At 70.8% G+C, this 19,501-nt stretch carries 17 protein-coding genes; 11 read left to right on the top strand and 6 right to left on the bottom strand.

Annotated features, from left to right (window positions below; all coding sequences use genetic code 11):
• Nucleotides 1–58: 58 nt before the first annotated feature.
• Nucleotides 59–1,810 carry a signal peptidase I gene (locus tag VMV22_08545; protein ID HUY22377.1) on the top strand — a complete coding sequence of 584 codons (1,752 nt, stop codon included), beginning with the start codon at nt 59–61 and terminating at the stop codon, nt 1,808–1,810.
• Between the two features lie 45 nt (nt 1,811–1,855).
• Here VMV22_08545 and VMV22_08540 read toward each other — a convergent pair whose 3' ends face one another.
• The 5 genes from VMV22_08540 to VMV22_08520 all read right to left on the bottom strand — a co-directional run bounded on the left by VMV22_08540 (nt 1,856) and on the right by VMV22_08520 (nt 10,554).
• Entirely contained in the window at nt 1,856–2,161 is a 306-nt protein-coding gene (locus VMV22_08540; GenBank protein ID HUY22376.1) for a flagellar FlbD family protein, read from the bottom strand.
• Nucleotides 2,158–2,454 carry a hypothetical protein gene (locus tag VMV22_08535; protein HUY22375.1) on the bottom strand — a complete coding sequence of 99 codons (297 nt, stop codon included), beginning with the start codon at nt 2,452–2,454 and terminating at the stop codon, nt 2,158–2,160. The genes VMV22_08540 and VMV22_08535 overlap by 4 nt, the downstream gene beginning before the upstream one ends.
• Nucleotides 2,445–3,890, bottom strand: a complete 1,446-nt coding sequence (locus tag VMV22_08530; protein HUY22374.1) for a hypothetical protein — start codon at nt 3,888–3,890, stop codon at nt 2,445–2,447. The genes VMV22_08535 and VMV22_08530 overlap by 10 nt, the downstream gene beginning before the upstream one ends.
• Nucleotides 3,865–5,931 (bottom strand): flagellar biosynthesis protein FlhA, encoded by a 2,067-nt coding sequence (locus VMV22_08525; protein HUY22373.1) that lies wholly within the window; start codon nt 5,929–5,931, stop codon nt 3,865–3,867. Before VMV22_08525 ends, VMV22_08530 begins: the two co-directional genes overlap by 26 nt.
• 246 nt (nt 5,932–6,177) lie before the next feature.
• The gene (locus VMV22_08520) at nt 6,178–10,554 is read right to left on the bottom strand and encodes a glycosyltransferase (GenBank protein HUY22372.1); all 4,377 of its coding nucleotides are present in this window, start codon (nt 10,552–10,554) and stop codon (nt 6,178–6,180) included.
• A gap of 291 nt (nt 10,555–10,845) precedes the next feature.
• Between VMV22_08520 and VMV22_08515 the strand changes: the two genes are divergently transcribed.
• From VMV22_08515 to VMV22_08475, 9 genes are read left to right on the top strand one after another with little or no spacing between them, the layout of a single operon-like run.
• On the top strand, nt 10,846–11,190 hold the full coding sequence (locus VMV22_08515) for a flagellar basal body protein (GenBank protein HUY22371.1): 345 nt from the start codon (nt 10,846–10,848) through the stop codon (nt 11,188–11,190).
• Entirely contained in the window at nt 11,187–11,591 is a 405-nt protein-coding gene (flgC, locus tag VMV22_08510) for a flagellar basal body rod protein FlgC (protein ID HUY22370.1), read from the top strand. The genes VMV22_08515 and flgC overlap by 4 nt, the downstream gene beginning before the upstream one ends.
• A 5-nt stretch (nt 11,592–11,596) precedes the next feature.
• Nucleotides 11,597–11,884 carry a flagellar hook-basal body complex protein FliE gene (gene fliE, locus VMV22_08505; GenBank protein HUY22369.1) on the top strand — a complete coding sequence of 96 codons (288 nt, stop codon included), beginning with the start codon at nt 11,597–11,599 and terminating at the stop codon, nt 11,882–11,884.
• Nucleotides 11,885–11,909: 25 nt separating this feature from the next.
• On the top strand, nt 11,910–13,505 hold the full coding sequence (gene fliF, locus VMV22_08500) for a flagellar basal-body MS-ring/collar protein FliF (protein ID HUY22368.1): 1,596 nt from the start codon (nt 11,910–11,912) through the stop codon (nt 13,503–13,505).
• Between the two features lie 2 nt (nt 13,506–13,507).
• A complete protein-coding gene (gene fliG / locus VMV22_08495; GenBank protein ID HUY22367.1) occupies nt 13,508–14,512 on the top strand; it encodes a flagellar motor switch protein FliG in 1,005 nt (334 codons plus the stop codon).
• Nucleotides 14,513–14,528: 16 nt separating this feature from the next.
• Nucleotides 14,529–15,146, top strand: a complete 618-nt coding sequence (locus VMV22_08490) for a FliH/SctL family protein (protein ID HUY22366.1) — start codon at nt 14,529–14,531, stop codon at nt 15,144–15,146.
• Nucleotides 15,143–16,477, top strand: a complete 1,335-nt coding sequence (locus tag VMV22_08485) for a FliI/YscN family ATPase (GenBank protein HUY22365.1) — start codon at nt 15,143–15,145, stop codon at nt 16,475–16,477. The genes VMV22_08490 and VMV22_08485 overlap by 4 nt, the downstream gene beginning before the upstream one ends.
• Nucleotides 16,474–16,941 (top strand): flagellar FliJ family protein, encoded by a 468-nt coding sequence (locus VMV22_08480; GenBank protein ID HUY22364.1) that lies wholly within the window; start codon nt 16,474–16,476, stop codon nt 16,939–16,941. Before VMV22_08485 ends, VMV22_08480 begins: the two co-directional genes overlap by 4 nt.
• Nucleotides 16,938–18,023: an NlpC/P60 family protein gene (locus VMV22_08475; protein ID HUY22363.1), complete on the top strand. Its 1,086-nt coding sequence runs from the start codon at nt 16,938–16,940 to the stop codon at nt 18,021–18,023. Before VMV22_08480 ends, VMV22_08475 begins: the two co-directional genes overlap by 4 nt.
• Nucleotides 18,024–18,120: 97 nt before the next feature.
• Here VMV22_08475 and VMV22_08470 read toward each other — a convergent pair whose 3' ends face one another.
• Nucleotides 18,121–18,375 carry a hypothetical protein gene (locus VMV22_08470; GenBank protein HUY22362.1) on the bottom strand — a complete coding sequence of 85 codons (255 nt, stop codon included), beginning with the start codon at nt 18,373–18,375 and terminating at the stop codon, nt 18,121–18,123.
• 310 nt (nt 18,376–18,685) lie between these two features.
• Here VMV22_08470 and VMV22_08465 point away from each other — a divergent pair.
• Nucleotides 18,686–19,501, top strand: an 816-nt coding sequence (locus VMV22_08465; GenBank protein ID HUY22361.1) for a heparin lyase I family protein, incomplete at its 3' end; no start/stop codon positions are given.

Below are 19,501 nucleotides of genomic sequence, written 5' to 3'. Positions count from 1 at the left end.
ATCGGGAGCTGACATGGGCGGCCGACGGATTCGACGCATCGGCGCCACCCTGGTCACGGTGACCAGCATCGCGCTCATCGTGGCGCTGGCCACCGGCGAGGTGACGCTGGTCACCACGCACGGGGTGAGCATGCTCCCGAGGTTCCACACCGGGGACCTCGCCATCATCGTCCCGAACGCGGCTTACCATGTCGGCGACATCGTCGGATACCACAGTCCGCTCCTCCACATCGTCGTGCTCCACCGCATCGTGGCGGAGCACGGCGGCCTGTTCACCTTCAAGGGTGACCACAACCACTTCCTCGACCCGGTGCGGCTCCCGGCGTCGGTCATCAAGGGTCAGCTGTGGGCTCGCATTCCCCAAGCCGGCACCGTCCTCGGGTGGGTCCGTTCCCCGATCGGCCTCGCAGGCCTGGCGTTCTTCCTGGTCGCCTTCGGCGTCCTCGGCGGCAGGGCATCGCGCCGACGGACGGGGGGTCACGGCGCCCGGTCGGGCGCCGATGTGGCCGGTGGCGCGGCGGCGGCCGGTGGCGCGGCGGCGGCCGGTGGCGCGGCGGTGGCTGGTGGCGCGGCGGCGGCCGGTGGCGCGGCGGCGGCCGGCTCCGGCGCTGGGGTGGCGGCCGTGAGGACGGGTCGCTCCGCCTCGGGGTCCGGCCCGAAGCATGCCGCCCCCAGCGAGGCGCGGGTGGGGTGCGCGCCGGTCGTCGTCCCGCTCGCCGTGGCCGGGATTCTCGGCCTGCTGACCGTGGTGGCGTGGGTGCAGCCGACCTCCCGGCCGACCGAGCGCGTTGCGGCCTACGAGCAGCACATCAGGTTCTCGTACACCGCGAGGGCGTCCCCCGGGACCGCGTACCCGACCGGGTCGGTGGTCACCGGGGACCCCGTGTTCCTGCGCCTCGTCGGGACACTGCACGTGGCAGTGCACTATGCGTTCGACGCGGTCTCGCCGAGCGCCTCGACGCGCGCTCGGACCACCGTGGCCGGCACCATCGGCGCGCGAGCAGCGCTCCAGGGTCCGGGGGGGTGGAGCGGGCAATTGGCCGCCGTGGCCCCCGTCCACTTCTCCGGCCGGACCGCGAGCGCGATCATCGCCGTGAACCTCTCGAAGATCGCCGCGCTCGAGAAGGCGTTCACCTCCGAGACGGGGATGTCGCTCGGGACGACGGACATCGTCGTGACGCCGGCGGTGCACGTCGGCGGGTCGCTCGCCGGGGCCCGGGTCAGCGACTCGTTCGCCCCCCCGCTCACCTTCCAGATGAGCGGCCAGGAGCTCAACCTGCTTTCGTCCAGCCCGGGTGGCACCCCCGCCGTCTTCCCGCAGCTGACCCCCGAGCTCGCCGGGTCGGTCGGGCTCCCGGCCCGGGCGCCGGCCCACATGGCGATCCTCGGTCGTTCGATCGCCGTCACGACGGCCCGCCGCGTCGGGATCGGCGGGGTGCTCGCCGCCCTCGTGGCCACCCTCGTCGGGTGGAGGTGGACCCTGCGCCGCCGGCGATTGGACCAGCCGGCCCGCATCCGAGCAACGCTCGGCCATGACCTGATCACGGTGTACTCGAGCCCGGCGGCCAATGCCGGTCGGGTCGTGGACGTGGGAACATTCGACGCGCTTGCCCGTCTGGCCCGGCGCTACGACTGCATGGTCCTCGAGCTCGAGCACGCCGACGGGCACGCCTACTACGTCGAATACGGCAGCGCCGTGTACCGCTGCGGCGCTGAGCCTGGTCCCGACCGCGCCCGCTGGTCCATCGACGACCCGGACCGGCCGGCGGACCTGACGTTCCACGTCGAGGCCCTGCGCTCGGTGTCCTGAGCAGCGGTCGTCCGCCACCCGGGCCAGGCGCCATGTCCGGGCCTCTCAGGGTCCCGGGGCGAGCGGGTCCACCGAGTGGTCACCCGGGGCGTGATGCTCGGCGTCGTGGACGACACGAAGATGGGCGGGGCGGACGGTCGCGCCGTCCTCCACCATCCGGGTGGCGAGTGCCAGCGTCGTCGCCTTCACTGCCTGGACCCTCTCCACGATCTCGTCGATCGTCTCCTGCACCACGTGCTTGGTGCCGTTCGTGAGCGTGATGACGGTGTCGGGCGTCTCCTCGACGCGTTCGATCAACTCGGAGTTGACCGCGATGCGGTCACCACTGTGGAACCGTGTCAACACGATCATCGCTCAGCCTCCCCTGACGGGCCGCCGCGCGGTGTCCCGGGGTCCCCGTCGGCCGGACCCGTGCGACGCGCGTTCGCCAGCATCTTCATGACGTGGCTGCGTCGTGACTCGGTCGAATAGCGGTCGATGATCGAGGTGAGGATCGACCCGCCGACCCAGCAGATGACGATGGCGATGAGCAGCCTCGTCCCGGCGGTGACGGCGGTGATGTTGCCGTTCAGAACCCCGGGGACCATCGGCAGGCAGATGGCCACCGCGCCGGCCAATACGAGCTCCGGGCGTCTTACGTGCATGGGTCTATCCGATCGACGATGGTGGCCGTCCAGCGAGCTGCGCTGGCGGGCCGGCCGTCGAGCCGGGCTACCGGGATCCCGGTGCCGAGCGCGGCGGCCGGGCTCACGGTGGCGTCGACGTTCTCGAGCGCGAGGGCATCGATCCCACCGAGGCCGTCCGCCCAGGCGGTGATGTCCTCGGCCTTACACGTGGAGTCGACGAGGCCCCACACGGCGGTGGGCCGCAGCGAGGAGATGACGTGGGCTGCCCAGGACAGGTGGCCACCGGCGAGCGGGGCGTCGACGACGACCACGGCGGCCGTCTGGTTGCGACGCCAACCCGGTGCGAGTTCGGCGGCCTCGTCGGCCGAGCGCACGAGCAGCGGGCCCGGCACCACGGTGTCGGCTTGCGGGTCGAGGGAGGCGACGGGCACCTCCGCCGGATCGCCCCCGACCTCGACGGCCACGGCGCCGGCGAGCTCGCGGGCCCGCAGCCCCGCACCGACCACGACGAGCAGGCTGCCGGCGCGACGGGGAAGCGGCGGGGCCTCGACCAGGCGCCCCAGGGCGTCGAGCAGGAGCGCCTCGAGCACGCCCCCGAGTCGCAGCCCTTCGGCGACGTAGCCCACGGCGGCCTCGTCGAGCCCGACGCGGCGCAGGGCGGCCACCGTGGCTCCGTCCGACTCGGGGCCGTTGGTGGCGAGGAACATGGCCGCCTCGCTGGCGATGGTGCCGGAGGTGACGTCCCGCGGCCCACCCCCGCCCGCTACGGCCCGGCTGTGCCCTGCGGCGCGCGCCGCCCCGAGGTAGTCGGAGGTGGTGTCGTCGATGGTCGGCGTCGCGTCGAGGGTGGTGGCGATCCGGCACAACACGGCGTCGAAGGAGTCGCTGCCGTCGCCCGGTTGCGTGCTCGCGACCGCGGCCGTGGCGGGCGGGCCCGCGGCTGGCGCGCCCGTGGCCGGCCCGCCCACCGCCGCTCGAGCCGGCCCCGCGGTGACCGGGGTCGCCATGCCGGGGGACTGGTGCATGCCGACGATGTCGGTCACGTCGTCGGTGGCGTCGGCCAGGGTCGTGAAGATGTCGGTCCGCTCCTCCCCGACGGCCGGTATCTGGGCCGTGGGATCGGGCTCGTCCATGGGGACCGCGGTGGGGGCCGGCGCGGGAGCGCTCACCGGACCGCTCACGGGACCGCGGCGGCGCGTGCGCCGGTTCGGGCGAGCGTGCGCGGGCTGGCGGCTGCGCTGTGCCGTGGGCGACGGGGAGACGCCGGGCTCGATGACAGCTGCGGGCACCTCCACGACCACCCGGTAGTGCTCCTTGGCGAAGAACCCGGCCACTCCGCCGACGCGGATCTTCTCGGCGCCGCTGATCTTGGCGTCCGAACCGACCTCGCGGCGGACCTCGTCCAGCAGCCGCTGGACGTCAGGGCCTTCAAACGACTTCAGCTGGGGTGACACTGACGACTCCTATGCGCTCGAGCTTGACCTGTGGGCCGAGCTCATTGACGGACAGCACGCCGAGGCGTGGCAGGGCAGGGGAGAGCAGGCGACGGAGCGACGGGCGCAGGCGCGACGCGCAGATGAGGACGGCCTCGCGGTTGTTCTCCTCGGCCTGGCGCGCGATCGCACCCACCTCACGGACGAGCGTCTCGACGACGTCGGGCTCGAGGACCAGGACCGTGCCGGACTCCCCGGGGCGGACAGCGTCGGCCAGCTCTCGTTCGAAGCGGGCATCGAGACTGATGATCGGGAGGGTGCCGTCCTTCGCGTAGGCGGCGGTGATGGCCGGCCCGAGCGCCCGGCGGGCGGCCTCCAGCAGGGCCTCGGGCTCCTTGGCCTGGCGAGCCTGCTCGGTGACCGCCTCGATGACGCGTACGAGGTCGCGGATGACGACCCCCTCGGCCAGCAGACCGCACAGGACCCGATGGAGGTCGGTGAGCGACACCTGGGCCGCCCCCATCTCCTCGATCACCGCCGGGTCGGTGCCCTTCACCGAGTCGAGCAGCGTCTTCACCTGCTGGGCCGACAGCAGCTGCCCGGCATGGCGGCTGGCCACCTCGCCGAGGTGGGTGGTGATGACCGAGGACCGGTCGATGACGGTGGCCCCGGCCACGAGGGCCTGTTGGCGCAGCTCGGCCGGCACCCACTTGGCCGGGAGCCCGAACACCGGCTCCACGACGGACTCGCCGGGCACCAGGTCGAGCCCGCCTCCGATGGCGAGGAAGCGACCCGCCGGCGCGGTACCCGTGGCCACTTCCACGCCGTGCAGCCGGATCGCGTACGAGTCGTTGTCGAGGTGCACGTTGTCCCGGGTGCGCACGGGGGGGATGATCAGCCCGCGTTCGGTGGCGAGCTTGCGGCGCAGGCCCTTCACCCGCTCGAGCAGGTCCCCGCCCTTGGCCTCGTCGACCAGGTCGACGAGGGTCGCCGACAGCTCGAGCTCGAGTGCCTCCACCCGCATGTCGGCCGCCAGCGCCTGGGGGCTGTCGGGGGCGACCGTGACGATGTCCGGCCCGTCCGAGGCTTCGAGGGACTCGGTGTGAACGGCCGCTCCCACGCGGTCACCGGTGAACCACAGCAGGCCGCCCACGATCAGGAAGGCGAGATGCGGTAGCCCCGGCACGATGGCCATGCCTGCCATGACGACCCCGGCGATCTTGATGGCCCGGTGCTGGCGACGGACCTGGCCGATGAGGTCGGTGCCGAAGTCCTGGTCGTCGGTGGCGGCTCTGGTGACCACGAGCCCGGTCGAGATCGACAGCAGCAGGGCCGGGATCTGCGAGACGAGACCGTCACCGACACTCAGGAGGCTGTAGGTGTGGGTGGCGTCGGTGATCGACAGGTGCCGCTGGGCGAGGCCGATGGCCAGGCCACCGATCAGGTTGATGGCGGTGATGACGATGGCCGCGATGGCGTCACCCCGGACGAACTTGGCTGCACCGTCCATGGCCCCGTAGAAGTCGGCCTCGTCAGCGGTCTCCTGGCGCCGGCGCTTGGCCTCGTGCTGGTCGATCAGCCCGGAGCTCAGGTCGGCATCGATCGCCATCTGCTTTCCGGGCATGGCGTCGAGGGTGAAACGGGCGGCGACCTCCGCGACCCGTCCGGCACCCGTGGTGACGACGACGAACTGGATCACGATGAGGATCAGGAAGACGACGAGGCCGACGATGAGCTGTCCGCCCACGACGAAATTCCCGAAGCTGTTGATGACCGATCCGGCGTAGCCGTGGAGCAGGACCAGCCGTGTCGCCGACACGTTGAGTGCCAGGCGGAACAGCGTGGCGACGAGGAGCACTGCGGGGAAGACCGAGAAGTCGAGCGGCTTCTTGACGTGCATGGTCATGAGCAGCACGACCATGGCCCCGGCGATGTTCACGCTGATGAGGACGTCGAGGACGAACGTCGGCAATGGCACGACGAGCATCACCACGATGGCGATGACCGCGGCGGGGACGCCGACCATTCCGAGCCGGTTCGACATGACACGCCGGTTCGACATGACACCTCACGGGACGAGCGTACGGGGATCGGCCGATCCGTGGCCGTCTGTTCCGCGCCGTCCTGGCGTCGTGCTCAGGTATCGGCGGAAGTAGCGGCCTGCTTGAGGATTCGGGCCGGACGACAGGGCCCCTGGCCTGGGAAACCACTCTCCGCACCGGTTTTCGCCCGACACCGCGCGAACGTGTCGGGAACGCGGCCCCGGCGGCCGCGGGCCGGGTGTGGTCGCGGCGCGTCGTGGCCGGCGTCAGGCGGACGCTGCCACCGCGCGTCCGCGGGCAGGTGCCGACGCCGGGACGTCCGGGAGCATGTCCCGGACGCCTTGGCGCATCCGGTCGATGCCGAAGTGCTTGGCGACATGGGCACGGCCCGCTTGCCGCAGCCGTTCCCACAGGGCGCGGTCGGTGTAGAGCCGGTGCACGGCGTCCGCAAAGGCCTCGGCGGTGTCGGCGACGAGCACGTGCTCGCCGTCGACGAGCCCCATGCCCTCGGCGGCGATCGAGGTGAGGACCACGGGGAGCCCCGTGGCGAGGGCTTCGCCGACCTTGCCCTTCATCCCTGCCCCGTAGCGCAGGGGTGCCACCGACACCCGGGCCTCGTGGAGGAACGGCACGGTGGAGGGAACCGTGCCGGCGACGGTGATGCCGGGACCCGCGAAAGTCGCGGCCTCTCCCCGCGGGTCGTTGCCGATCACGGTCAGCTCGGCTCCGGGGTGCCGTGCGGAGAGCGCCGGCCCGATCTCCTGCTTCCACCACGACAGTGCATCGGCGTTGGGCGGGTGGTTGAAGTTGCCGACGAAGAGGCAACCCGTGCGTTGCTCGAAACCCGGTCCGCACGCCACCTCGGCATGGGCGTTCGGCACGATGACGATATCGGCGTCGGGAATCTCCGACCGCACGGCCTCGGCGTCGTCGTCGGTGACGCACACGATCCGGTCGGCCTGGCGGTAGACGGCCAGCTCGCGCCGTTTGGCCTCGGCGACCTCCGACGTGGAACCCCCGGTGAGCATGGCGGCCCGCTGGAGGCGGACGAAGTGGACGTCATTGGTGTCCACGACGAGCGTGGCCTCGGGCGCAAGCCGGCGCACGTGCTCGATGACACCTTCCGCCGTCGTCCAGGGGCTGACGACCACGACATCGAAATGGCGGCGGCTGAACAGGGCCTCGAAGGTGGGCCAGACCGCCGACGCGTGGCCGGGCCCGTGGTCCACCGCCTCGCGCCGGTCCCCGCCGAAACACGGGATCCCCAGGCGACCCACGGCGTCGGCGTAGGTCCTGCTCCCACCGGCCAGTGCATAGAAGGTCACGGCATGGCCCGCGTCGCGCAGGCATTGGAGCAAGGTGAAGGTGCGCAGCCCTCCCGACGCCCGGTCGAAGACCGGCATGAACGGGTCCAGGACGAGCACGGACCGGGCCTCGGAGGCCGCCGTGCGGGCGACGTCCACCGACGGCGCGGCCCGGACGGGCAGTCGTTCGCCGGGGCCGAAACCGCCCTGTGGCCGGTGTGCCCACCGCTCCACATGGTCGGGTCGAACCGCGGGCCGGTGCACGAGCTCGTGCGCCCACTTCTCGGCGAACTTGGCGGCGTTGCGCTCCTGGTAGACCTTGAGGCCCTGGGTGACGTCGGTCCCGGCCGTGCCCCCCTCGACGTGGACGACCTTCGACGCCGGCTCGAAGAGCACCCTCCAGCCCGCCGCCCGCAAGGCGAAGGACAGGTCGGTGTCCTCGTAGTACGCCGGTGCGTAGCGGTCGTCGAAGCCACCGACGTCCTCGAACGCGGTCCGACGGACGAGGAGGCATGCACCCGACGCATAGTCCGGCGCGCGGCGGCAGGAGAACTCGGGGGCGTCGGGCTCGGGGCGTCCCTTGCCGTAGACCCAGGGCTGGCCCGCAGCGAAGACCAGGCCACCGGCGTCGTTCAGGCGCCCGTCGGGGTAGAGCAGCTTGGGCTGCACCGCCGCCAGCATCGGGTCGTCGTCGAGGGCGGCGACGAGGGGCTCCAGCCACCCGGGGAGCAGGACGGTGTCGTTGTTGAGGAAGAGGATGAACTCACCGCGCGCCAGGGCGGCTCCTTGGTTGCAGGCCGGACCGAAGCCGGTGTTCTCCTCGTTGCGCACGACGCAGAAGCGTGCGTCGGAGGCGCCGGCCAGCTTGACCGTGGCGTCGGTGGAGCCGTTGTCGACGAGGATCACCTCGTAGAGGGCCGCCTCAGTCGTGGCCTGCAGGCTCTGGAGGCAGTTGAGTGTCAGCCCGGCCCCGTTGAAGCACGGGATCACGATGCTGACCCGCGGATCGGGGAGGTCGGTGCCGGCCGGGGCGGGGTGCTGCTGTTGCGCCGACTCGGCCACGGCGAGGAGCTCGGGACACAGGGCGGCGGCCTCGGTGAGGATGGCGTCGCGCTCGAGCGGCCGGGCCGCACCGAGCGCCGCCACGAAGGCGTCGCGCCCCCGGGTATCCCCGAAGGCCCGGACCGCGGTGGCCGCGGCCCGGGCGCGCACCGGCGGAGAGGCCGAGCCGGTGGCGATGGCCACGAGCGGGCAGGAGGTGGCGAAACCGGCGGCACGCATCCGTGCGGACCACGCCAGCGCCCGGTCGACCGGGAGACGACAGGCCAGTGTCGCCGCCGTGGCGAGCACGGTCCGTCCATCGTCCATCGTCCGGAAGCACGCCTCCAACACCGCGTCAGCCGTTTCGGGGATGAGCTGGAGGACCTGGGCCAGGAACTGCGGCGCCTTGCCTGGCGGTATGGCAGCGGCCAGCTCGTCGTAGGAGCGCCCCGCCCGGTTCAGGCAGTCGACGAGGATGGCGAGGTGGACGTCGATCACTCCCTGGTCGACCAGCACCTCGAGCAGGACGTCGGCGGCATCGCTCGGCCGGTGGAGGCCTTCGAGCGCCTTGGCCCGGTCCACGGCGAGCGTGTGACGGCTCACCTCGAAGCCGTCCTCGTCGAATTGGCGGGACTCGACCCGCTCGAACAGGTCGAGCGCCAATTGGAACTCTCCCTGGGCGAGCCGGACCCTGCCCTCGGAGATGTCCGCCTGTGCCGTCATCGCCGAGATCCCTCGCAGGTCACCGATCCACGCCAGCGCCCCGTCGTAGTCCCCGAGGATGGTCAGCGCCTCGATGGCGGTCCGTGTGGCCAGCCGGCGGGTGATGAGGTTGGTGGTGTGCTCGAGCGCGTCCCGGCAGGAGTCGAACGCCTCCTGGACGCGCCCGGCCGTCAGGAACGAACGGCCGAGGCTCGTGAGCGAGAACCCCATGTCCCAGGTATCCGCCGCAGCCACCTCGGCCTGGGCGACCCGCAGGTTCCGCTCGGTCTTGTCTCGGGTTCGCATGGCCTCGTCGAGGTAGCCCGTGTGCAGGATCCTGGCCCCTTCCAACTTCACCTGCTCGATGCCGCGGTGGTCGCCGCGCCCGGCGATCTGCTCGTGGAGCCGGCCCGTCCATTCACACCGTGCCCGCCGGAACAGGCGGCAGGCCGAATGCGTGAACCCGGCCCCGACACCCGTCCCCGTCAGGTTGTCGATCGGGACGGAGAAGCCGTCGACGTTGGGCGCGGTGTTCTCGAGAAGGCGGCGCAGACCGGCGACGTCGTCGCACACGAGCGTCTCGTCGGCGTCCAGCCAGGCGATCCAGTCCCCGGAGCAGTGCTCCAGGGCCGCGTTGCGGGCCCGGGAGAAGTCGTCGTCCCAGTGGCCATCGATGACCGTGGCCCCGAGCTCGCGTGCAACGCGTACGGTGGCGTCGCTCGACCCGGTGTCGTAGACCACCACCTCGTCGACGAATCCCTCCACCGAGGCCAGACAGGTGGCGATGTTGGCCTCCTCATCCTTGGTGATCATGCACGCCGAGACCCTCGTGCCGTCGCGTGAGGACCGGCCGGCGCCGAACCGGGACTCGAAGCGCCCCCGGTTCGTCTCCTGCTCTGCGTACCAGTCGAGCCCGTTGGCGTCGAAGGTCTGGTGGCCGTCGTGGTGGACGAAGGACTCGTGGGCGATGAGCAGGCGGTGCCCCGAGGCCAACACCCGCCGGCAGAGGTCGTCGTCCTCGTACCCGCCGATACCGTATCCGGCGTCGAAGCCGCCGATCTCCTCGAACAGGCTGCGCCGGACCGCCAGGCAGAACCCGACCAGCCGCTCCGTGTCCGACACCTGCGAACGGTGCTCCTGGGCCCATGCCCGGGCGAAGCGCCGCATGCCCGCCATGTCTCCACGGAGGTAGGACGCCCCTTCGGCGACCTGCGCCCCGGAGACGAAGTTCGAGCGTGGGCCGGTGGCCCCGACCGAGCGGTCCTCGTCGAACGGGACGATGAGCGGGTCGAGCCACCGCCCGGCCAGCACGGTGTCGTTGTTCAAGAAGACGAGAGTGTCGTTCCGGGCGATGGCGGCGCCGTCGTTGCAACCACGTGCGAAGCCATGGTTCTCTTCGTTGGTCACGACGTCGATCCACGGGTATCGCGTCAACCGACGGGGGGTGGCGTCGGTCGACCCGTTGTCCACGACCACCACCTGATCGCGCACTCCCAGTGTGGGTCGCAGCGACTCGAGGCAGTCCTCGGTGGAGCTCCACGCGTTCCAGGCGAGGATGATGATGGTGGCGGGGGAGCGGTGCACGGGCTGATGCATCGGCACCACACCACTGCCGATGTAGAGGAAAACCCCTCCCCAAGGTGGGCGCTACGCGCCGTGGTCGAGTGCCGGCACCGCCCGGGCGGGCGAGCGCCTGCGACCAACACGGATCGTGGCGGCCCGGGGATTTTCCCCGCCAGATCTCAAGCAAATCGCGGAAGCGGCCGACAGTTCCTCCGTCGCGGGTCATGGAAGGCTCGGTTCACAACCGCCCAGGACGGGCTCATCGAGAGGCTTCAGCCGGAAGGTTTCCGGCCGAGGTCCGCAGAGTTCCTGGGAGGTCGAGCGATGGACGGGATCGTGAACGCGCTGCAGTTCGCCGTCGACGGCGTCGCACAGCAGCAGCAGGCCACCGCCAACAATCTCGCCAACGCTGACACGCCGGGCTACACCGCCCAGGACGTGAGCTTCGAAGCCAGCCTCCAGCAGGCCATCGACGCACCCGGTGGCGGCACCGCCAGCGTCATAGTCTCCGCCGACCCCGCCACCGCTGCCTCCGACGGGAACAACGTCGACACCGGCAAGCAGCTGGTCAACGGCCAGGAGGAGACGTTGCAGTACCAGACCATGGTCGACATGCTCAACGCCCAGTTCCGCCTGATCTCGGGCGCCGCCGGCGGGACCTTCCAATGAGCCTGTTCGGGAGCCTCGGCATCTCGGGGTCCGGCATCGATGCCGCCCAGACGTGGCTCAACACCGTCGCGGGGAACATCGCCAACATGAATGACACTTCCCCGACCGACCAGGCCACATACGGGGAGCAGACCCCCGTGTTCGTCCCCACCGCCACGCCCGGCCAGGTCGGTGACGGCGTCACCGTGGCCGGCATCCAGGAGGGCGACACCACCGGGATCATCCAGTTCGACCCGACCAATCCCCAGGCCGATGCCAAGGGGGAGGTGCGTGTGCCGGACGTGCAGCTCAGCTCGCAGATGGTGGACATGATCCAGGCGCAGACCGACTTCCAGGCCAATACCGCGGCGCTCGCAGACGCCAAGACCGCCTACCAGTCGGCGCTCACGTTGGGGACGTGACGGTCATGATCCCCGCGATCCCGCCCATTCAGCCCCTTCCCCCGACACCGGCCGGGGGGGCGACCGCCGGCTCGGGTGGTGGCTTCTCGCAATCGATCTCCCAGGCAGTCGACCAGGTCCAGCAGAGCCAGAACACCGCATCGATGGCCGAGGCACAAGCAGCCGCCGGTCAAGGAAGTGTGACCGACGCCATGATCAAGGCGACCCAGGCCTCGTTGGAGACGCAGGTGACGGTGGCCCTGGTCGACAAGGGCGTCGCCGCCTTCACCGACATCATGAACATGCAATTCTGACATGGCACTCGTCCCGTCCAGCGAAATGACCCGAGCCCGCGACGGCCTGAAGCGCTTCGCGTCGGAGTTCACATACGGCCAGAAGGCTGTCACCGTCGTCGCGGCCATCGCGCTGGTCGTCGGAGCCGCGGTGTTCATGTCCTTTTCGGCGAAGCCCAACTACACGCCACTGTTCACCGGCCTGAAGTCTGCCGATGCGGCGAACGTCGTCTCCAAGCTCACGTCGGACAAGGTGCCGTACCAGCTGGCCGACAACGGCACGACGATCATGGTTCCCGCCAGCGACGTCGATCAGGAGCGCATCACGCTGGCGCAGGCAGGGCTGCCGGCCACCAGCACCGTCGGACTGTCGCTGCTCGACAAGGAGGGAGTGACCACCTCCAACATGACCCAGCAGGCGGACTACCTGCAGGCGCTCCAAGGCGAGCTCGAGCAGACGATCGACTCGATTCAGAACGTGACCAGCTCGCAGGTGAACATCGCCATGCCGGCCAATCAGGACTTCGCGCTGAGCAACAACTCCCCGACGGGGGCGTCGGTGCTCGTGACCATGCGAGCCGGCCAGACGCTCACCGACGGCGAGGTCCAGGCCATCGTCCACCTCGTCGGCTCGAGCATCCCCAACCTGCCGTCGAGCGGCGTCACGGTGGCCGACTCCAACGGGAACCTCCTTGCCGGGCCCGGCGTCTCCCAGGGCGAAGGCGGCGCCAACAGCCAGACCGACGCCTACGACCAGGGGGTGCAAGCCAAGGTCGAGGCGTACCTGGCCGCCGCCCTGGGGCAGAGCAATGCGGATGTCCAGGTCAACGCCACGCTCTCCTACGACCAGGTCTCCACCACGACCCAGAACATCATCCCGGGCCCGACGGGCCAGCCGCAGAGCTTCTGCACCCAGACGTCGCAGAGCAACCAGTCGTACACGGGCAGCGGGACGCCACCGGGCGGGCCCGCGGGGACCGTGACCACCACGCCGGCCACCGTGACCACGACCCCCGGTGGGGCCACGACGGGCACCGGTAACGGCAACTACGTCAACACGCAGAACACGCAGACGTGCGAGACGAACCAGGAGACCAAGACCGTCCAACAGGCGCCGGGGACCGTCGTCAACCAGTCGGTGGCGGTGCTGGTGAACTCCAAGGCCATCCCCAAGGGACTCAGCCTCACCGCCCTGCAGGGTGGGGTGGCCGCCGCCGCCGGCATCGACGCGGCCCGCGGCGATCAGCTGGCCTTCAGCTCGATGCCCTTCGACACCGTCGGCGCCCAACAGGCGGCCAAGGCCGCCGCGGCCGGGGCCACGGCCGCACAGAAGCAGGCCATGACGTCGCTGATCCGAACCGGGGTCGTCTTCCTGGTGATCGCCATCGCACTGTTCCTGCTGTGGCGCTCCGCCCGCAAGGCGCGGCGCGCCCAGCCGGCTCAGGTGCTGGGCCCCTCCGAGCTCGCCGCGTTGTCGCGCTCGTGGGCCGACGAGCCGACCGGGCAGCTTCCGGCGGTCGTCCCCGACGTGCTGTCCTCCCGGGAGGCGGTCGACGCCAACCGTTTCATCGACAGCCAGCCCGACGACGTCGCCACCATGCTGCGCTCGTGGCTGTCGGACACGAAGACGTTGAGTAGCTGACAATGCCCACCCTCACCGGATCCCAGAAGGCGGCGGTCGTGTTGGCGCAGCTCGACAGCAGTCGGGCTGCCAAGGTGCTCAGGGTCATGAGCGAACAGGAAGTCGTCGACCTCATGTCGACGTTGGCCACGCTCCCGACTCTCGCAGTCGACGAGGTGCGCGGTGTGCTCAACGAGTTCACCACGCATGCCACGGCGACCGTCCAGGTCGGGCAGGGTGGCGTGGACGTCGCCCGGAAGCTCCTCCGGGAGCGCCTCGGCAGCGCCAAGACCGAGGAGGTCCTGGACCGCTTCGTGCAAGCGAGCTACTCGCACCCCCTTTCCTTTCTCCACCGGATCGATCCCCAGCAGATCGCCAGCTTCGTGGGGAACGAGCATCCCCAGCTCGTCGCCCTCGTCCTGTCGCACCTGCCGGCGGACTCTGCCGCCAACGTGATCGCCAAGCTCGAGGAATCGACACGGAGCGAGGTTGCACGGCGGATCGCCACCATGGGGCGGATCTCACCCGACGTCGTCCAGCAGGTCGCCGAGTTCCTCGAGCAGAAGCTGGCTGCTGTGTTGCGGACCGGAGTGACCACGGCCAACGAGACCGGCGGTGTGGCGTCCATCGTGGCCATCCTCAATCAGACCGAGCGCGCGTCGGAGCAACAGATCCTGGCCGAGCTGGAGCAGAGCGACCCAGAGCTGGCCGAGCAGATCCGCAACGAGATGTTCGTCTTCGACGACATCGCCAACCTCGACGACCGGACGCTCCAGCGAATTCTGCGCAACGTCGTCCCCAAGGATCTTGCCACCGCACTCAAGACGGTCCCGGACGGTTTTCGCGACAAGTTCCTCCGCAATCTGTCCGAGCGCGCCGCGCAGGACGTCCTGGAGGAAGTCGACCTCCTCGGGCCCACGCGGGTGTCGCAGGTCGAGACCGCCCAGAGCGCCATCGTCAAGATCGTCCGGGAGCTCGAGGCATCAGGCGAGATCGTGCTGGCCAGGGGTGACGATGAGTTCGTCTAGCCGCGTCATGAGCCGCGTGCTGCGAGGCGAGGCCGGCCGTCAGGCGGCCGCCGAGACCTTCGGCCACCAAGCGCTCGACCCCAGCGGGAGCATGCCGCCGGCCGTCGACCCCTTCGTCAGCGAACGGGCGGCTGCCTACCAGGAGGGGTACGAGGCGGGGCTCGCCGCCGCCGCCGCCGGTCTCGAGGCGGCGAGGGCGGAGCGAGCGATCAGCCTCTCCGCCGCCCTCATCACCGCGGCGGCGTCGGCGAGCCTGCAACGCGAGGCGGCGGTGGCACAGGCGCAGCACGAGGCCGTGGCGCTGGCGTTCGAGCTGGCCGAGGCGCTCCTCGGCCGTGAGATCAGCTTCACGCCGTCCGTGAGCATCGAGGCCGTCAAACGGGCCGTGGCGCTCGTACCGCGGGGTGAGGACCTCGTGGTGCGCCTCCACCCCGACGACGCCATCACCCCCGATGAGCTGCAGACGCTCGTTCCCGACGCCACCGTCAAGGTGGTCGTCGACCCCGACGTGGAAGTCGGGGGCTGCGTCGTCGACGCCGGGCCGTGCCGGATCGACGCCCAGATCGGCCCGGCCATGGAGCGGGCCCGGGCCCTCATCACGTCCGTCGGACAGGGAACGGGGGGGCCGGCATGACCACGGTTCCGCACCCTCTGCACGCATCGTTGCAAGCGGCGGTAGCACCGCGACGCACCGGCCGGGTCACCCGCATGGTCGGCCTGCGCATCGAGGTCGAAGGCGTCGCCGCGGCCGTCGGTGAGGCGGTGCGGATCTGGCGGGGGGGCGGGGTCCTCGACGCCGAGGTGGTGGCGGTCCAGGGATCGGCTCTCGCCTGCATGCCGCTGGGCGACGTGAGCGGCGTGCGCTACGGCGACACGGTCGAGGCACTCGGACGGCCCCTGCCCGTCGTCGTCGGGGAGGGCTTGCTCGGCCGGGTGCTCGACGGTTTGGGCCGGCCCATCGACGACCGACCGATGCTGTCGGAATGGCAGGAGATCGGCATCGACGGGGCTCCCCCCCACCCCTTGCGACGCGAATTGGTGGACCGCCAACTGGCGCTCGGGATCAAGGCCGTCGACACCCTCATTCCCTGCGGCCGCGGCCAGCGGCTCGGCATCTTCGCCGGATCGGGTGTCGGCAAGTCGAGCCTGCTCTCGATGGTGGCTCGCGGGACCGACGCATCGGTGTCGGTGCTCGCGCTGGTGGGCGAGCGGGGGCGGGAGGTCAACGAGTTCATCCAGCGCGACCTCGGGCCGGAGGGTCTTGCCCGTTCGGTCGTGATCGTCGCCACCTCCGATGAGCCGGCTCTCGTCCGGATCCGGGCGGCGTTCACTGCCACGAGGATCGCGGAATGGTTCCGCGACCAGGGCAAGGACGTCGTCTTGATGATGGACTCCCTGACGCGCTTCGCCATGGCGCAACGAGAGGTCGGACTGTCGGCCGGCGAGCCCCCGGCGACGCGCGGGTACCCACCCTCGGTGTTCACGCTCATGCCCAGGCTCCTCGAGCGTGCCGGCGCGGCAGAGACCGGAAGCATCACCGGCCTCTACACGGTCCTCGTCGAAGGCGACGACATGAACGAGCCGATCGCCGACTCCGCCCGCTCTCTCCTCGACGGCCACATCGTCCTGTCGCGACGGTTGGCGACCGCCAACCACTTCCCCAGCATCGAAGTACTCGAGTCGATCTCGCGCGTCGAGCCGGCCATCCTCACGCGCCAGCAGCGGTCACTGACCAGCGAGATCCGCCGCCTGCTGGCCGCATACCGTGAGGCCAAGGACCTCATCGAGATCGGCGCCTACGTCACGGGCTCCAATCCGCTCGTCGACCGCGCTGTCAGGCAGAAGGAGCAGATCGACGGATTCCTGTGCCAAGACATCACCGAGACTGCCCGCGCCGATGAGTCCTGGACGGCACTGGCCGACGTGCTCGCGTCCGATGTCGCTCCCGAGGCGGTGCCGGCATGAAGCGCTATCACTTCGCTCTCGAGACCGTGCTCCGAGTGCGACGGATCCAAGAGGAAGCTGCCGGGATCGCCCTCAGCCTGGCGAATCGCGAGCTCGAGCGCGCCAGGCGCAACCACCGACGGGCGCTGGCGTGGTACGAAGCGTTCGAATCGGAGCCCGGACAGCAGGATCTCACCTCCTTCCGCCGCGATCGCGACGAGGCCGAGCGACGGGCGTCAGCCGTGGTGGCGGCACTGCACGTGGTTGTCATCGCGTCTGGTGATGTCACGGCCCGTCATGCCGACTGGGCTGTCGCCGCCCAGCGCGTGGCCGCGCTCGAGAACCTCGACGAGCGCCGGCGCGCCGAGTGGCGCGTCGAGGAGCAGCGGGCCGAGATGGCAGCCATCGACGAGTCCGCGATTGCCGGGTGGCTCGCAGATGTCGGCGCGGCCGAGGCTCGCCGGGGCACGGGAGCACTCGCGTGAGCACCATCGATTCCTCGGTGATCGTCGCCCGGCTGCAGGCCGTCGACGCCGCCGTTTCGTCGATCGGTCCGGCGCTGCAGCAGGCTGCGGCGACCGGCGAGTTCGCCGACGTGCTCTCCAACGCCAATGCTGCCCTGGCGGCCGCCACGAGTCCCGCCACCAGTCCCGCCACCAGTCCAGCCACCTCCGCCGCCACGACGGGCACGGCCCTCACCCCCTCGGCGACCCTTCTCGGGCTCTCCGGTGGGGGAACGGGCGCGACGGGAGCCGGCTCGGGTGTGACCGGCGCGTCGATCGTCGCCGACGCCGAGCAGTATCTCGGCGTGCCGTACCAGTGGGGCGGCACGGACCCCGCGAAGGGCCTCGACTGCTCGGGGCTCGTCCAGCGCGTCTACGGCGACCTCGGGATCTCGCTTCCCCGCACGAGCCAGGAGCAGGCCACCATCGGGACGCCGGTGGCCAGCATCGCCGATGCCCAACCTGGTGACCTGGTCTTCTTCGAGCCCGGCGCGGGCGGTCCGGGTCATGTCGGCATCTATGTCGGGAACGGGCAGATGATCGACGCGCCTCACCACGGCACGAGCGTCCAGATCCAGGCGGTGGGGCAGCCCAGTGCCATCCGCCGTGTGTTGCCGGCCTCCACCGACCCGGGCCTGTCGACGCCCGGCGCGTCGGGTGCCATCCCCGCGAGCCTGGGGGTGCCCGCCAACCTCGTGGCCCTGTTCACGTCGGCGGCGGCACGACACGGCGTGCCCGCATCGCTCCTGGCCGCGGTGGCCAAGCAGGAGTCGGGGTACAACGCCGGTGCTGTGAGCCCTGCCGGCGCCGAGGGGATCATGCAGCTCATGCCGTCGACGGCCCGTGGTCTCGGCGTCGATCCGCTCGACCCCGCGCAAGCCGTCGACGGTGCCGCTCGGCTGCTCGGCAATTACCTCCAGCAGTACCGGGGGTCCGTCCCGCTCACCCTCGCCGCCTACAACGCCGGCCCCGGGGCGGTGGCCCGGTACGGCGGGGTCCCGCCGTACGGCGAGACCACTGCGTACGTCCACAGCATCATCGGAATGCTCGGAGGCGTGTCGTGAGCCCGATCGACAGCCCCCTTCTGGCGGCCGTCACACCCGAGGAACCCCGTGCGGGGCGGAGGCACGGCAACGTTCCCAATCCCGACGACGGCTTCGCTCATGCGTTCTCGACGGTCGCCGACACGGGGCCCCAGGCAACGAGGTCCTCGGCGCGCCCCGATTCCACGACGGCCCCGAAGGGACCGGCACCGTCCTCCCCGGCATCGGTGAGCGATGCCGGAGCGGCGTCCGGGGTGGCGGGGGTACCGCCGCCGGCACCCCAGGGCGCCCCCCGGGCACCCCAGGCACCCCCCCGGGGATCGGCGCCCGGCGCCGACGCAGGCGCCACCGGGTCGGCGTCTCCCAAGGTCACGGGTCAACCTGTCGGCGCGTCGGGACACGATCCCGGTGGCCCGGGAACGGACGTTCCGACGCCGGCTGCCCAGCCTGCCACCGACGCGGCCGCCTCGCTGCCGGACGTCGCGACGCGATCGTCCGGAACGGTGGTCACGGCCGGCGCAGCGCAGGTCGGAGAGACGTCGGGCAGCGCGGTCGGGGCGAGCGGTCCAGCTGCGAGGTCGACAGACCCGGGGACGAACCAGGCTACGAGCCCGATTCTCTCTTCGACCCCGACCCCGACGCCGACCCCGACGCCGACCCCCACGCCCGGCTACGGCATCGGTATGAGCGGCGCCATCACGCAGAGCTCGCTGAGGGGCACGCCGTGGCAGAACGCGCAGTGCGCGCCGACCACGCCGTCGAAGTCACCGCGCTACCGCGGGACGGCCACCTACGACCCGACCAACCAGCCGCTCACCGGCCAGTCGTCCTACCTGTTCTCGCTGCCGACCGATCCGAGCCCCTCGACCTACCCCCTCGAGGCCTGTGACGTGATCAGCGCGAGCAAGCCGCTCGCGATCGGCGCCGACGGCTACTACGGGATGATGGTCTACGTCCCCAAGGGCTGGAGCATCCCGAACCGGGCGTTCAACGGGATCGAGATCGCGGAGCTCCACTTCCAGAACGTGGACGGCGCCCCGATCTCGCTGCAGCTGCACCCCGACCACGTCACGCTCGCGCTCGAGACCGGCGCCTGCAGCAACCACGCGACCACGAGCCCCGGCTGCGTGATCCGCTCCAACGCGGACGCCAACTGCAAGAGCACCACGACGTACACCTGCCTGCCGGGCCAGTACGCGATCCCGATCGGCGCGTTCGTCCAGGGCGCGTGGAACGAGATCATCCTCCACGCCAACTGGGAGACCAGCTACACCGGCCAGATCCAGACCTGGTACAAGGTCAAGGGCGCCTCGAGCTGGACGCAGTCCTCGAACCTCAGCAATATCCCGACGATCCAGTACGACGCCACCAGGGGCAGCGCCTACACGGGCTACAACGACATCCTCGAGGCCTACACCGCGGCGCTCAGCGCACCGGTCACGGTCTCGCTCGGCGGGTACACGAGCGGCACCTCGTTCGCGACGGTCGCGGGGCAGATG

Source organism: Acidimicrobiales bacterium, assembly GCA_035531755.1.
Classification (GTDB): domain Bacteria; phylum Actinomycetota; class Acidimicrobiia; order Acidimicrobiales; family UBA8190; genus DATKSK01.
Note: the sequence above shows the minus strand (reverse complement) of the source record. Positions and strands in the feature narration are given on the sequence as shown.